This is a genomic window from Ensifer sp. ENS03, from assembly GCF_014852035.1.
GTDB classification, from domain to species: Bacteria; Pseudomonadota; Alphaproteobacteria; order Rhizobiales; family Rhizobiaceae; genus Ensifer; species Ensifer adhaerens.
In genome coordinates, this window is sequence record NZ_JACVAV010000003.1 from 787,620 (window position 1) to 800,979 (window position 13,360).

Annotated in this window: 10 protein-coding genes; 5 read left to right on the top strand and 5 right to left on the bottom strand. The window is 62.5% G+C overall.

The features are described 5' to 3' along the window. Complete coding sequence (locus tag IB263_RS16415) at positions 1-600, top strand: hypothetical protein (protein ID WP_192371966.1); 600 nt, start codon at positions 1-3, stop codon at positions 598-600. On the opposite strand, the gene IB263_RS16420 is transcribed toward IB263_RS16415, so the two are convergent. The 5 genes from IB263_RS16420 to IB263_RS16440 form a co-directional block, all read right to left on the bottom strand. After that, a complete protein-coding gene (locus IB263_RS16420) occupies positions 521-1,783 on the bottom strand; it encodes a hypothetical protein (protein ID WP_060520528.1) in 1,263 nt (420 codons plus the stop codon). The two genes, IB263_RS16415 and IB263_RS16420, sit on opposite strands and share 80 nt — an antisense overlap. An 81-nt stretch (positions 1,784-1,864) precedes the next feature. Then, positions 1,865-4,003, bottom strand: a complete 2,139-nt coding sequence (gene scpA, locus IB263_RS16425) for a methylmalonyl-CoA mutase (protein ID WP_060520529.1) — start codon at positions 4,001-4,003, stop codon at positions 1,865-1,867. A gap of 40 nt (positions 4,004-4,043) precedes the next feature. Then, entirely contained in the window at positions 4,044-6,047 is a 2,004-nt protein-coding gene (locus tag IB263_RS16430; protein ID WP_029742741.1) for an acetyl/propionyl/methylcrotonyl-CoA carboxylase subunit alpha, read from the bottom strand. A gap of 30 nt (positions 6,048-6,077) precedes the next feature. Beyond that, positions 6,078-6,344 carry a hypothetical protein gene (locus IB263_RS16435; RefSeq protein WP_034800118.1) on the bottom strand — a complete coding sequence of 89 codons (267 nt, stop codon included), beginning with the start codon at positions 6,342-6,344 and terminating at the stop codon, positions 6,078-6,080. Between the two features lie 35 nt (positions 6,345-6,379). Further along, positions 6,380-7,912, bottom strand: coding sequence for an acyl-CoA carboxylase subunit beta (locus IB263_RS16440; protein ID WP_029742743.1), 1,533 nt, complete (start codon positions 7,910-7,912; stop codon positions 6,380-6,382). 157 nt (positions 7,913-8,069) lie between these two features. Here IB263_RS16440 and IB263_RS16445 point away from each other — a divergent pair, with 157 nt between their 5' ends. The 4 genes from IB263_RS16445 to mmsB all read left to right on the top strand — a co-directional run bounded on the left by IB263_RS16445 (position 8,070) and on the right by mmsB (position 12,785). Next, positions 8,070-9,488, top strand: a complete 1,419-nt coding sequence (locus IB263_RS16445; protein ID WP_029742744.1) for a short-chain fatty acyl-CoA regulator family protein — start codon at positions 8,070-8,072, stop codon at positions 9,486-9,488. 117 nt (positions 9,489-9,605) lie between these two features. Beyond that, complete coding sequence (locus IB263_RS16450) at positions 9,606-10,748, top strand: isobutyryl-CoA dehydrogenase (RefSeq protein WP_029742745.1); 1,143 nt, start codon at positions 9,606-9,608, stop codon at positions 10,746-10,748. A 23-nt stretch (positions 10,749-10,771) separates the two neighbouring features. Continuing rightward, positions 10,772-11,830 carry an enoyl-CoA hydratase/isomerase family protein gene (locus IB263_RS16455; protein ID WP_029742746.1) on the top strand — a complete coding sequence of 353 codons (1,059 nt, stop codon included), beginning with the start codon at positions 10,772-10,774 and terminating at the stop codon, positions 11,828-11,830. Between the two features lie 58 nt (positions 11,831-11,888). Further along, positions 11,889-12,785, top strand: a complete 897-nt coding sequence (gene mmsB / locus IB263_RS16460; protein WP_029742747.1) for a 3-hydroxyisobutyrate dehydrogenase — start codon at positions 11,889-11,891, stop codon at positions 12,783-12,785. The last annotated feature ends 575 nt before the right edge of the window (positions 12,786-13,360 follow it).

Here is a 13,360-nt window from a genome sequence, read left to right on the forward strand (position 1 = left end):
ATGAGCGAGAAACGCACCTTCTGGACCTGCCTGCTCGCGTTGATCGTCGCGCTGCCGCTCGCCTTCGTTGCCCGCGCATGGGAAAGCCTTGGTGAGAGCCAATGGCTCGCCGGCGGTAGCCCGGAAATCGTCGTTGCGGATGGAGCGGCGCAGGCCTTCGCCGGCGGGCAATGGAAGCTTATGGATATGCGACGCCTGCCGCGCACCGACGACGCACGCGTCATTCTTACCGAATTCGAGGCATCGCCGACCGATCTCGCCGCTTTGTCGAAGGGCGCCTGCCGCGTTCGACTGATCGACGACAAAGGGCGCCGCTTCGAACCGGTCACCCTGACCGAGCCGATCGTGCGAGAGATGTATCCGGAGGTGGCCGAGCGTCAGCGCTGCAGTGTCCTGGCCTTTACGGATGCCAAGGCCGGCAGCCCCGTCCGCATGGCCGAGAGCTTCATCGTTCCGGCGGAGGCGCGGGACCTTTCGCTGCGGATCGAATTTCCCGGCGCCAGTGACGAGACGCTGGTGTTCAAGTGGACGCGTAGTTTATCTCGGCCTTATCGGCCTGACGGGAAACGGCGTGTTCGAGCATCGCCGCCAGCAGGGTGATGCGCAGTGCATCGAGCACGATGCCGCCGTTGAGATCGCTGGGGCTGCCGATGAAAAGGCTCACGGCATCGAAAACGAGCCGCCAGCTCGCAAGATCTCCCACGTCCAGCGTCCGTGTTGCCGCGTACCACGTCCAGGCGCCGAGCCAGGCAATGGCATTGTAGGCGATGATAAAGGCGAAAAGTGCCGCCAGCCCCGAACCGAGCGTCAGCTTCAGGCAGGTCCAGATCGGCGCATAGCGGGAGCGATAATCGCCGATGAAGTGGTCGAGAAAATCGGCGACCCATTTGCGCAGCGTGCGGGCGCGGCGCGGCTTTGGCGATGCCGGCCGGGTGCGCGGTGTTGCGCTCGAAAGCTCGTAGCCGTTGATGATGGCCGCCATGACCAGCCAGACGACCGGAAGGAGCGCATAGAAGAACAGGCCTGTGGCCTGGCTATCCCAGTCAGGTTTTCTCAATTCCACCGGCACGAAGGTCTCGGCGGCATGCGCAATGCCGGCGAAGGCGAAGCCGTTCATGCTCAGAAGCTTGCCGGCGCCAAGCCAGGTGATCACCTGGTCCTTCCAGACCGACAGGCCGTAGAGACCGATGAAGATCCAGCTTGCATCTGCAGCGACGATCAGCAGTCGCCAGACGGGCGCTTCGCTCAGCTTGCTCATGCGTTTTGCGCCCCAGCGTACAAGCCAGCAGAGCGCGATCGACACGAGAACGCCGCGCGACCCCAGAATATCGAAGAAGTTGGCTTTTTCGCCGAAAGCGACGGCAGCAAGTGCTGACCGCGAATATTCGCGCACGGTATCGCCGAGAAGCCCCCAGGCGGCGTAGTAGGCAAAGAACGGCAGGAGGGCGGCGGCGGTGACGGCGAGCAGCCTGCGGTCGGCCTTCGGCACCTTGGTCTCGACAGGCGCCGCTGCCGGCTGCTGCCGGAGCGCTTCGAGCGCCGGCAAGCCCGGGCGAAGGACCATGAACATCAGCACGATGACGACGAGCTTCGCCAGCACGACGAGGGAGAGCGTGACCATGCCGCCGAGCGGATGCTGCATCCCGATCCAGACGGCTGCCCGCATCAGGAGATCGTGCACGATGGCGCCGCAGGCACCGAGCAGCAGGAGCTGCGGCCAGAAGCGGGCGAGAAGGCGCGCCATCAGGGCAAAGGGTCCGAACACTTCGGCGATCGACGTCATGCCGACACCATAGTTGCGTCGGCCGGTTACGACAACCGCTCGGGGCGAACGGAGAGAGGATGTCCTCCGCGTCGCCCGGCGTCAGATGTTGCGGCGCTTGCCCTCGATCAGGTCGAGCACCGCGCGTGCCGCATCGAGCACGTTGGTGCCAGGGCCGAAGACCGCCGACACGCCGTTCTCCATCAGGTAGTCATAGTCCTGGCGAGGGATGACACCCCCACAGATGACGATGACATCCTCGCCGCCACGCTTTTTCAGCGCTTCGGCCAATTGCGGCATCAGCGTCTTGTGGCCGGCTGCGAGCGAAGAGACGCCAATGACATTGACCTTGCTCGCAAGCGCCATGTCGGCCGCCTCCTCCGGTGTCTGGAACAACGGGCCGGCAAGCACGTCGAAGCCGATGTCGCCAAAGGCCGACGCGATCACCTTGGCGCCGCGGTCGTGGCCGTCCTGGCCGAGCTTGGCGACCATGATTTTCGGCTTGCGGCCGAGTTTTGCCGAAACCTCGTCGAGGCGGCCGGAGAGCACCTCGAGTTCAGGCTCGCCCTCATAGGCCTTGCCATAGATCTTGCTGACGACCTTGGGCGTTGCGGCATGGTCACCAAAGGCGCCGCGCATCGCATCGGAGATTTCGCCGACGGTCGCACGCGCCCGCGCCGCTTCGACGGCGGCCGCCAAGAGGTTGCCTTCGCCGGTCGAGGCGACCTTTGAAACCGCGGCCAGGGTCTCTTTCACCTTTGCGCTGTCGCGCCGCCGCTTCGTCTCCTCGATGCGACGGATCTGCGCGGCGCGCACGGCGCTGTTGTCGATTTCCAGGATGTCGATCGGCTCCTCGTTGTCGAGCCGGTACTTGTTGACGCCGACGATGATTTCCTCGCCCTTGTCGACCGAGGCCTGGCGGCGCGTCGCGGCCTCTTCGATCAGTCGCTTCGGCAGGCCGGCGTTGACCGCACGGGTCATGCCGCCCATCGCCTCGACCTCTTCGATCAGCGCCCAGGCCTTTTCTGCAAGTTCATTGGTCAGGCTCTCGACATAGTAGGAACCGGCAAGCGGATCGACGACCTTGGTGACACCGGTCTCGTGCTGCAGGATCAGTTGCGTGTTGCGAGCGATGCGCGCTGAAAACTCCGTCGGCAGCGCGATCGCCTCGTCGAAGGAGTTGGTGTGCAGCGATTGCGTGCCGCCAAGGGCGGCCGACATCGCCTCGAAAGCGGTGCGGATGATGTTGTTATAGGGATCCTGCTCCTGCAGCGAGACGCCCGAGGTCTGGCAATGGGTACGCAGCATCAGCGAAGACGGCTTCTTCGGCTCGAACTCCTTCATGATCCGGGTCCAGAGCAGCCGCGCCGCCCGAAGCTTCGCCGCTTCCATAAAGAAATTCATGCCAATGGCGAAGAAGAACGAAAGCCTCCCGGCGAACTCGTCGACGTTCAGCCCTTTGGCAAGGGCAGCCCGCACATATTCGCGCCCGTCGGCGAGCGTGAAGGCAAGCTCCTGCACCAGCGTCGCGCCGGCTTCCTGCATGTGGTAGCCGGAGATCGAGATCGAATTGAACTTCGGCATCTCCTTCGCCGTATACTCGATGATATCCGCGACGATGCGCATCGAGGGTTCCGGCGGGTAGATGTAGGTGTTGCGGACCATGAACTCCTTGAGGATATCGTTCTGGATGGTCCCCGAGAGCTTGTCGCGCGAAACGCCCTGTTCCTCGCCGGCGACGATGAAGGAGGCGAGGATCGGAATGACCGCGCCGTTCATGGTCATCGAGACCGACATCTCGTCGAGCGGAATGCCGTCGAACAGGATCTTCATGTCCTCGACCGAGTCGATCGCAACCCCTGCCTTGCCGACATCGCCTTCGACGCGCGGATGATCGCTGTCGTAGCCGCGATGGGTCGCAAGGTCGAAGGCGACGGAAAGACCCTTTTGTCCGGCCGCGAGATTCTTCCGATAGAAGGCGTTCGAAGCTTCGGCCGTGGAGAATCCGGCATATTGGCGGATCGTCCAGGGACGCCCGGCATACATGGTCGCGCGCGGACCACGCACGAAAGGCTCGAAGCCCGGCAGCGAATCCAAATGATCGATGCCGTCGAGGTCGCCGGCCGTATAAAGCGGCTTCACCGCAATGCCCTCGGGCGTCTGCCAGGTGAGGCTTTCCGGCGCTGCCTTCAGTTCACGCTCGGCGAGCGTTTCCCAGTCCTTGGTGGTCTTTTCGGTCATCGGATGTTCTCCTGGATGATGGCGTCGACAGCCGTCGCCATCATTCGAATTCCATGATCAGTTCGTCGACCGCGAGGCTGGCGCCGGCGGCGACCGCCACGCGCTTGACCACGGCCTTCTTTTCGGCGCGCAGAATGTTTTCCATCTTCATCGCTTCGACCACGGCAAGAGCCTGCCCGGCCTCGACGGTGTCGCCGGCCTTGACCGTGACCGAGGTGATGACACCCGGCATCGGGCAGAGCAGCATGCGCGACGTGTCCGGTGGCAGCTTTTTCGGCATCAGCCGCGCCAGCTCCGCAACCCGCGGGCTTCTGACGTGGGCAATGGTGTCGATGCCGCGCCAGCGGAGCCGGATGGCGGTTCCAACCCGATCGACTTTGACGCTCAAGGGCTCATTGTCGATGTTGAAGGTGGCAAGGGTGCGGCCGGGAGCCCAGTCACCGGCGATCGTAACCGAGGCGCCGTCGGCAAATCGGACATAGGCACCATCGGCAGACGCGCCGGCGGTGACTGCGAAGTTGTGATCGCCGAGGCTGACCACCCAGTCGTGACCGACGATGCGACGGTGATTGCCGATCGTGCCGGAGATCTGGCTGGCGCGCTCCTGCAGCACCTGATTGATCGATACGGCGACGGCTGCGATCTTGCGAAGCGACTGCTCGTCGGCCGCAACGCCGTGGAAGCCGTCGGCGAATTCCTCGGCGATATAGGCCGTGGTCAGCCGGCCCTCTCGGAACCGCTGCTGCTGCATGACGGCTGCAAGGAACGGCAGGTTGTGACCGATGCCTTCCACCTCGAACTGATCGAGCGCATCGGCCATGGCATCGACTGCCGTCTTGCGATCCGGCCCCCAGGTGCAGAGCTTGGCGATCATCGGGTCGTAATACATCGAGATCTCGCCGCCCTCGAAGACGCCGGTATCGTTGCGTGTCACCGTGCCATCTTCGCGTCTGCCCTCGACCGGGGGACGATAGCGCGTCAGCCGACCGATCGACGGCAGGAAATTGCGGTAGGGGTCTTCCGCATAGAGCCGGCTTTCGATCGCCCAGCCATTGAGCTTTACGTCGTCCTGGCCGAAGGCGAGTTTTTCGCCGCTCGCAACACGGATCATCTGCTCGACGAGATCGAGCCCGGTGATGAGCTCGGTCACCGGATGCTCCACCTGCAGGCGGGTGTTCATTTCGAGGAAGTAGAAATTGCGCTTGCCGTCGACGATGAACTCGACGGTACCGGCCGAATGATAGCCGACGGCCTTGGAGAGCGCGACCGCCTGTTCGCCCATGGCCTTGCGGGTCTCGGCATCAAGGAAGGGCGAGGGGGCTTCTTCGATGACCTTCTGGTTGCGTCGCTGGATCGAGCATTCGCGTTCGCCCAGGTAAAGCGTATTGCCGTGCTTGTCACCGAGCACCTGGATTTCGATATGGCGTGGCTCGGTCACGAATTTCTCAATGAAGATGCGGTCATCGCCAAAGGCGTTCTTCGCTTCGTTCTTCGACGACTGGAAGCCTTCGCGTGCCTCCTGGTCGTTCCAGGCGATGCGCATGCCCTTGCCGCCGCCACCGGCCGAAGCCTTGATCATGACGGGATAGCCGATCGAACCGGCGATCCGAACCGCCTCGTCGGCATCCTCGATCAGACCCATATGGCCCGGAACCGTGGAGACACCCGCTTCGGCCGCGAGCTTCTTCGAGGTGATCTTGTCGCCCATCGCCTGGATGGCTCCAACCGGAGGGCCGATGAAGGCAACGCCTTCCTTTTCCAGGGCTTGCGCAAAGGCGGCATTTTCCGAAAGGAAGCCATAGCCCGGATGAACGGCATCGGCGCCGGTCTTGCGGATCGCATCGATAATTTTGTCGATGACGATATAGGACTGCGCCGAGGGCGAGGGGCCGATATGCACCGCCTCATCCGCCATGCGCACATGCATCGCGTCGCGATCGGCGTCGGAATAGACCGCGACCGTCGCGATGCCGAGCTTCTTCGCAGTCTTGATGACGCGGCAGGCGATTTCACCACGGTTGGCGATGAGGATTTTCTTGAACATCTTGTTTCTCTTTCAAATCCAGACTGCGCGTCAGCGTTTGAACTTGCGGCGATAGGGCAGAAGCGCGATCGAGGATGCTGCAGCAGCACCTCCAAAGAGCAACGCGAAAGGCACGACGACCATGAGGGTTGCGAGCACCGGGCTCGTCGAGCGGATGATGTGCGTGCCGACCGCGCCGATATTGAGCCAGATCAGCACGCCGGCCGTTATGGCCCCGATCGCAACGCCGATCAGCGCGTTGACGGTCATGTAGCGCAGCATCTGCCAGTGGTCGCGTCGGGCCTCTTCCGGTGTCATTACGCGTTCCGGCTCCCGTTCCATCGTCGCCTCCATCAGAGCGGGATCGTGTCGTGCTTGCGCCAGCGGACATCGACCTGCTTGTTGCGCAAGGATGCGAAGGCACGAGCGATGCGGCGACGCGACGAATGCGGCATGATCACTTCGTCGATGAAGCCACGCTCGGCGGCGACGAACGGATTGGCGAAGCGCTCCTCGTATTCTTTGGTGCGCGCGGCAATCTTCTCGGCATCGCCGAGTTCCGAGCGGTAGAGGATCTCGGTTGCGCCCTTGGCGCCCATCACGGCGATCTCGGCGGTCGGCCAGGCATAGTTGACGTCGGCGCCGATGTGCTTGGAGGCCATGACGTCGTAGGCGCCCCCATAGGCCTTACGGGTGATCAGCGTCACCATTGGCACGGTCGCTTGGCTATAGGCGAAGAGCAGCTTGGCGCCGTGCTTGATGACGCCGCCATACTCCTGCGCGGTGCCAGGCAGGAAGCCGGGCACGTCGACCAACGTCAGGAGCGGGATTGAGAAGGCGTCGCAGAAGCGTACGAAACGCGCGGCCTTGCGCGAGCTGTCGATATCGAGGCAGCCGGCAAGCACCATCGGCTGGTTGGCGACGACGCCGACTGTCTGGCCCTCCATGCGGATGAAGCCGGTGATGATGTTGCGGGCAAAGCTCTGCTGCAGCTCGAAGAAATCACCTTCGTCGGCGAGCGCAAGGATCAGTTCCTTCATGTCGTAGGGCTTGGTGGCGCTATCGGGGATCAGGCTGTCCAAACGCATTTCGAGCCGCGCCGGGTCGTCGTGGAAGGGACGGACCGGCGGTTTCTCTCGGTTGTTGAGCGGCAGGAAATCGAAGAGCAGGCGCACGTGCTCAAGCGTTTCGATGTCGTTCTCGTAGGCTGCGTCGGCGACGGAGGACTTTTTCGTGTGCGTGCCCGCACCGCCGAGTTCTTCGGCCGTGACGATCTCGTTGGTCACGGTCTTTACGACGTCGGGCCCGGTCACGAACATGTAGGACGAGTCACGCACCATGAAGATGAAGTCGGTCATGGCCGGCGAATAGACGGCGCCGCCGGCGCAGGGCCCCATGATGACCGAAATCTGCGGGATGACGCCCGAGGCTTCGGCATTGCGGCGGAAGACCTCGGCATAGCCGGCAAGGGAAGCCACGCCTTCCTGGATGCGGGCGCCGCCCGAGTCGTTGAGGCCGATGACCGGCGCGCCGTTGCGAACAGCCATATCCATGATCTTGCAGATCTTCTGCGCATGCGTTTCCGACAGCGAACCGCCGAGCACCGTAAAGTCCTGGGAGAAGACATAGACCTGTCGGCCATTGATTGTGCCCCAGCCGGTGACGACGCCGTCGCCCGCGACCTTCTGGCCTTCCATCCCGAAGTCGACGCAGCGGTGCGTGACGTACATGTCGTATTCTTCGAAGGAGCCTTCATCGAGCAGCACCTCGATGCGTTCGCGCGCCGTCAGCTTGCCTTTGCCGTGCTGGGCATCGATCCGCCGCTGGCCGCCGCCGGCTCTTGCTTCCGCCCTGCGGGCTTCGACCTGTTCTAGTATGGCGCGCATGGTGCCCTCCCGATTTTTTGATGCCCGGCTTTTTCAACGATTGTGCAGAGGCGCTTCGAGCTTCGCAATAGCGTCGAAGACGGCATGGAAAAACGTCTCTTCATGTGCAAATGTGAAATAGAGTATTTTGTGAAACGTAAATTGCAAAGTTGCAAACATGGCGATCGGCAAGCTCTACATCGGCCGCAAGGTCAGGGAATTGCGGGAAGCGAACAAGGCGACGCAAGGTCAGTTCGCTGAACGCATCGGTATTTCCACCAGCTATCTCAACCAGATCGAAAACAACCAGCGGCCGGTTTCGGCGGCGGTGCTTTTGGCGCTCGCCGAAAAATTCCAGATCGACATCTCCGAGCTTTCGACCGGGGAGGGCGATCGCCTGCTTTCGGCGCTCTCCGAAGCGCTCAGCGACCCCCTGTTCGAGACCTATTCGGCGAGCCTGCAGGAGCTGAAGCTCGTTGCCCAGAACGCGCCAGGCCTGGCGCATGCACTGATCACCTGCCACCAGGCCTACCGCCGCAACAGCGAACAGCTTGCGAGCATCGACGACACCATCGGCCGCGGCGGCCCCTTCGTCGAAACGACGCCCTATGAGGAAGTGCGCGACTTCTTCCATTTCGTCGACAACTACATCCACGAGATTGATATACTCGCGGAGCGGCTGGCGAGCGAACTCGGGCTCGGCGAAGGCGACAATCATGCAGCGCTTGCAAGCTATCTGGAGCAACGACATGGCGTCCGTGTTGTGCGCGGTGCTGCCGGCGACGAGGCGATCCGTCGCTTCGATCCGCGTGCCCGTATCCTGACGCTCAATCCTTACGCGCCGCCGGCGACGCGCGACTTTCAGATCGCCCTGCAGATCGCCCAGCTTCATGCCCGCGAGGAGATCGACCGGGTGGCCGGCAGCGCCGGTTTCCGCACCGAAGAGGCCTATGAGATCTGCCGCATCGGCCTGCAGAACTATTTCGCCGGTGCGCTCATCTTGCCCTATCAGGCGTTCTCAAAGGCCGCCCGCGACTTGCGGCACGATATCGAGCTGCTCGCCGCCCGTTTCGGCGCCTCGCTGGAGCAGGTCTGTCATCGTCTTTCGACCTTGCAACGGCCGGGACAGAAGGGCATTCCGATCTTCTTTGCCCGCATCGACCGTGCCGGCAACATCACCAAGCGCCACAGCGCCGCGAAGCTGCAATTCGCCCGCTTCGGTGCCGCCTGTCCCCTCTGGAACGTGCACCAGGCCTTCGAGACTCCGGGCAGGATCATCCGGCAACTCGCCGAAACGCCTGACGGCGTGCGCTACCTGTGTCTCGCCACCCAGATCACCAAGGGTGGAGGCGGTTTCCGCGCCGCGCAGCCGCGTTATGCGCTGGCACTCGGCTGCGAGATCTCCTACGCCGATGCTTTCGTCTATGCCGACGACATGGATCTCGGCAACCGCGCCGCCTTCGATCCGATCGGCATTTCCTGTCGCATCTGCGAGCGCACGAAATGCGCCAGCCGCGCCGTACCGCCATTGAAGCGTCGCCTGATTGTGGATCATGACTTACGCGGCGCTCTGCCGTATCGTCTAAGTGAGAACTGATTGGGCTTGTCTGTTCATTTTTGAACAGACCCTGTGAGAAGTTGCATATGGGCCTGCCGGAGGTTTGGTGTAACTAGGCCCTAATTGCTCGACTATGCGGTCAGGGAGGACATGCATATGGATTTTCGCCTGTCGGAGGAACAGGAGGCCATTCGTCAGATGGCGCTCGATTTCGCCCGCGACGAGATTGCCCCTCACGCGATCGACTGGGATCAGCAGAAGCATTTTCCGGTCGACACGTTGCGCGGCGCCGCCGCACTCGGCATGGCCGGCATCTACGTCCGTGACGATGTCGGCGGCACGGGCCTGACCCGGCTAGACGCTGCGATCATCATCGAGGCGTTGGCGACCGGCTGCCCCGCCGTCGCCTCCTTCATGTCGATCCACAATATGTGCGCCGGCATGATCGACCGTTATGGCACCGACGAGCAGCGCCAGCGGCTGCTGCCCAAGCTTTTGACTATGGACGTGCTCGCGAGCTACTGCCTGACCGAGCCCGGTTCCGGTTCGGATGCGGCGGCGCTGAAGACAAAGGCGGTCAAGGAAGGCGACAGCTATGTGCTGACCGGCCAGAAACAGTTCATCTCCGGCGCCGGTGAATCCGGCCTCTATGTGATCATGGCGCGCACCGGCGAAGACGGCCCCAAGGGGATCTCGACCTTCATCGTCGAGAAGGATGCGCCGGGCCTGACCTTCGGCGCCAACGAGAAGAAGATGGGCTGGCACGTGCAGCCGACCCGCGCCGTCATGCTCGACGGCGTGCGCGTACCCGCTGAAAATCGCCTCGGCGGCGAAGGCGACGGCTTCAAGATCGCCATGGGCGGGCTCGATGGCGGTCGCTTGAACATCGCCGCCGCGTCGCTCGGCGGTGCTCAATCGGCCTTCGAAAGGGCGCTGGCCTACGTTCAGGAGCGGCGCGCCTTTGGCAAGGCGATCGGCGAATTCCAGGCGCTACAGTTCCGTCTCGCCGACATGGCGACCGATCTCGAAATCGCCCGCACTTTCCTTTGGCGTGCCGCTTCGGCGCTCGATGCGGGCGACCCGGAAGCGACGAAGCTCTGCGCCATGGCCAAGCGCTTCGTCACCGACCGCTGCTTCGCCGTCGCCAACGACGCGCTGCAGCTTCATGGCGGCTATGGCTATCTCGCCGATTATGGCGTCGAGAAGATTGTCAGGGACCTTCGGGTGCACCAGATCCTGGAAGGCACCAACGAGATCATGCGCCTCATCGTGGCGCGTTCGCTTATCGGCCGGAAATAGGCCAGAAACGGGAAAGACCGCTCATGGAAATGCAGACGCCAGCACCGGAAGTGATCGTCGAGCGCCAGGGCGCGGTCGGCCGGATCCGTTTGAACCGCACGCGCGCGCTGAACAGCCTCAACGTGCCGATGATCCGGTTAATCGCGGCGGCCCTGACCGAATTCGAGAACGATCCGGCGGTCGCTGCCGTGCTTGTCACCGGCGAGGGCGAGCGCGGGCTTTGCGCCGGCGGTGATATCCGAATGATCTATGAGAGCGGCCGCGAGCGCCCGGAGGAGGGCGCCCAGTTCTGGCGCGAGGAGTTCGTCGTCAACAGCCGCATCTCCGGCTACCGCAAGCCCTATATCGCCATCATGGACGGCATCGTCATGGGCGGTGGCGTCGGAATCTCCGCCCACGGCAGCCATAGGATCGTTACCGAGCGCACCAGGCTTGCAATGCCCGAAACCGGCATCGGTTACTTCCCGGATGTCGGGGCCACCTGGCTTTTGCCGAAGGCGCCCGGTGAATTCGGCACCTATCTCGGTCTCACCGGCCGGGACATCGTTGCTGCAGACGCGATCCTTGCGCGGCTCGCGGACAGTTTTGTCGCTGCGGACAAGCTGGAAGCCTTGATCGCTGATCTCGCCGCACTTGCGCCGAGCGCGGGCAGCGCGGATGTCGGCGTCGTGATTGCCAAGCATACCTCGGAAGCTCCGGCAACGCCGCTTCAAGGCCATCTTGCCCTGATTGACCGTTGCTTTGCCTTCGATACGATCGAAGAGATCCTCGCGGCGCTCGAAGCCGATGGTTCCGATTTTGCCAGGGAGACACTCGCGCTCTTGAACTCCCGTTCCGCGCTCAGCATGAAGCTGACGCTCGCTCTGCTGCGCGCCGGCCGCCGCAGTGCTTCGCTGAACGAATGCCTTGAGCGCGAATACTCCGCGACGCTCGGCATGCTCGCCAATCCCGATTTCTACGAGGGCGTGCGTGCCGCTGTGATCGACAAGGACCGCAATCCGAAATGGTCGGTTGGACTTGCCGACGTGACGCCCGATAGGCTCGCGCGATTTGCGCGCAAAGATCACCCGCCACTGTTCTAGCGCCTGAGGATGGGGCGCAGTTCGGCTTTGGCCGAGTTTCAATGCGAGGAGGAATGACATGACGAAGATCGCTTTTATCGGGCTCGGCAATATGGGCGGTCCGATGGCCGCCAATCTGGTGAAGGCGGGACACGCGGTCACAGGCTTCGACCTGTCTGAGGCTTCGCGCAACGCCGCGGCCAAGACCGGCGTTTCCGTCGCCGGCTCGATAGCACATGCGGTGCGCGGTGCTGAATGCGTCATCACCATGCTGCCGGCCGGCGCCCATGTCCTCTACGTCTGGGATGAACTTCTCGGCTTCGTCGATCCGGGCACGCTCCTGATCGACAGTTCGACGATAGACGTCGATAGCGCCCGGAAAGCTCATATGCTCGCCGAAAAGATCGGCTGCCCCTCGCTCGACGCACCGGTTTCCGGTGGCACCGGTGGTGCTGCGGCTGGCACCTTGACCTTCATGGTCGGCGGCAGCGACGAGGCTTTTTCGCGCGGCAAGCCGCTGCTCGACGCCATGGGCAAGAAAATCGTCCATTGCGGAGGTGGGGGCGCCGGTCAGGCGGCGAAGATCTGCAACAACATGATCCTCGGCATTTCCATGGCCGGTGTCTGCGAAGCTTTCGTGCTGGCCGAGCGTCTCGGCCTGTCGCACCAGGCACTGTTTGACGTGGCTTCTACGTCGTCCGGCCAGTGCTGGTCGCTGACGACCTATTGCCCGGTGCCGGGCCCGGTTCCGACCTCGCCCGCCAACAACGAGTATAAGCCGGGCTTTGCCGCAAGCCTGATGCTGAAGGACCTGAAGCTATCGCAGCAGGCAGCGAGTGCCGCTGGTGCGACGACGCCGATGGGCGCGCAGGCCGCACAGCTCTATTCGATGTTCGAGCAACTCGGCCACGGCGGCGAGGATTTTTCGGCGCTGATCCGTCTGTTGCGCGGGAACGACGAGGCCAAGGCCGGTTAATTCATCCCGTGCCGATCGATTTCCGCCCGTTTAACCGGGCGGAAATTGGCTGCTGCTGTCTGTGGATAGAAATACCGTTTAATTTCAATGTGTTGTGAGATTTATGTCGGGCCCATGAAAATCCCTGTTGACGTCTGTGAGGATGGGGGTCTATAAGCCCGATCACTGACGAGGGCGGCGGCGCTGCTGGCGACGACGACCTTCGCTCTAGAGTTTCCTGGTTGGCTTGGTGCTGATTGAGGGGTTCGGGACGAGAGTTCTGGGCTTTGTGGGAACGGTTTGACGGACGGTGAGTTCGTCGGTTTTTTGACAATTGAATATAGAGAAAGAGAAACGTGGGCGGCGGAGCTCGTTAGGAACCTTTAGGGGTTCTTTCGGAAAGAGACTTTGGCGGTCACGTTTTAACAAGAGACTACACCTGTTTTCTCGGTGGCAATCTTTGGATTGTTGTTGATTGAAGACAAGGTGTGAGTTCTCGTCGATTCAGAACGTGACGTAATGCCAATGATTGAATTCTCAACTTGAGAGTTTGATCCTGGCTCAGAACGAACGCTGGCGGCAGGCTTAACACATGC

Coding starts and splice junctions, on each gene's coding strand:
- IB263_RS16450 (WP_029742745.1), top strand. CDS start 9,606: ATGGATTTTCGCCTGTCGGAGGAACAGGAGGCCATTCGTCAGATGGCG.
- IB263_RS16455 (WP_029742746.1), top strand. CDS start 10,772: ATGGAAATGCAGACGCCAGCACCGGAAGTGATCGTCGAGCGCCAGGGC.
- scpA (WP_060520529.1), bottom strand. CDS start 4,003: ATGACCGAAAAGACCACCAAGGACTGGGAAACGCTCGCCGAGCGTGAA.
- IB263_RS16415 (WP_192371966.1), top strand. CDS start 1: ATGAGCGAGAAACGCACCTTCTGGACCTGCCTGCTCGCGTTGATCGTC.
- IB263_RS16445 (WP_029742744.1), top strand. CDS start 8,070: ATGGCGATCGGCAAGCTCTACATCGGCCGCAAGGTCAGGGAATTGCGG.
- IB263_RS16440 (WP_029742743.1), bottom strand. CDS start 7,912: ATGCGCGCCATACTAGAACAGGTCGAAGCCCGCAGGGCGGAAGCAAGA.
- IB263_RS16430 (WP_029742741.1), bottom strand. CDS start 6,047: ATGTTCAAGAAAATCCTCATCGCCAACCGTGGTGAAATCGCCTGCCGC.
- mmsB (WP_029742747.1), top strand. CDS start 11,889: ATGACGAAGATCGCTTTTATCGGGCTCGGCAATATGGGCGGTCCGATG.
- IB263_RS16420 (WP_060520528.1), bottom strand. CDS start 1,783: ATGACGTCGATCGCCGAAGTGTTCGGACCCTTTGCCCTGATGGCGCGC.
- IB263_RS16435 (WP_034800118.1), bottom strand. CDS start 6,344: ATGACACCGGAAGAGGCCCGACGCGACCACTGGCAGATGCTGCGCTAC.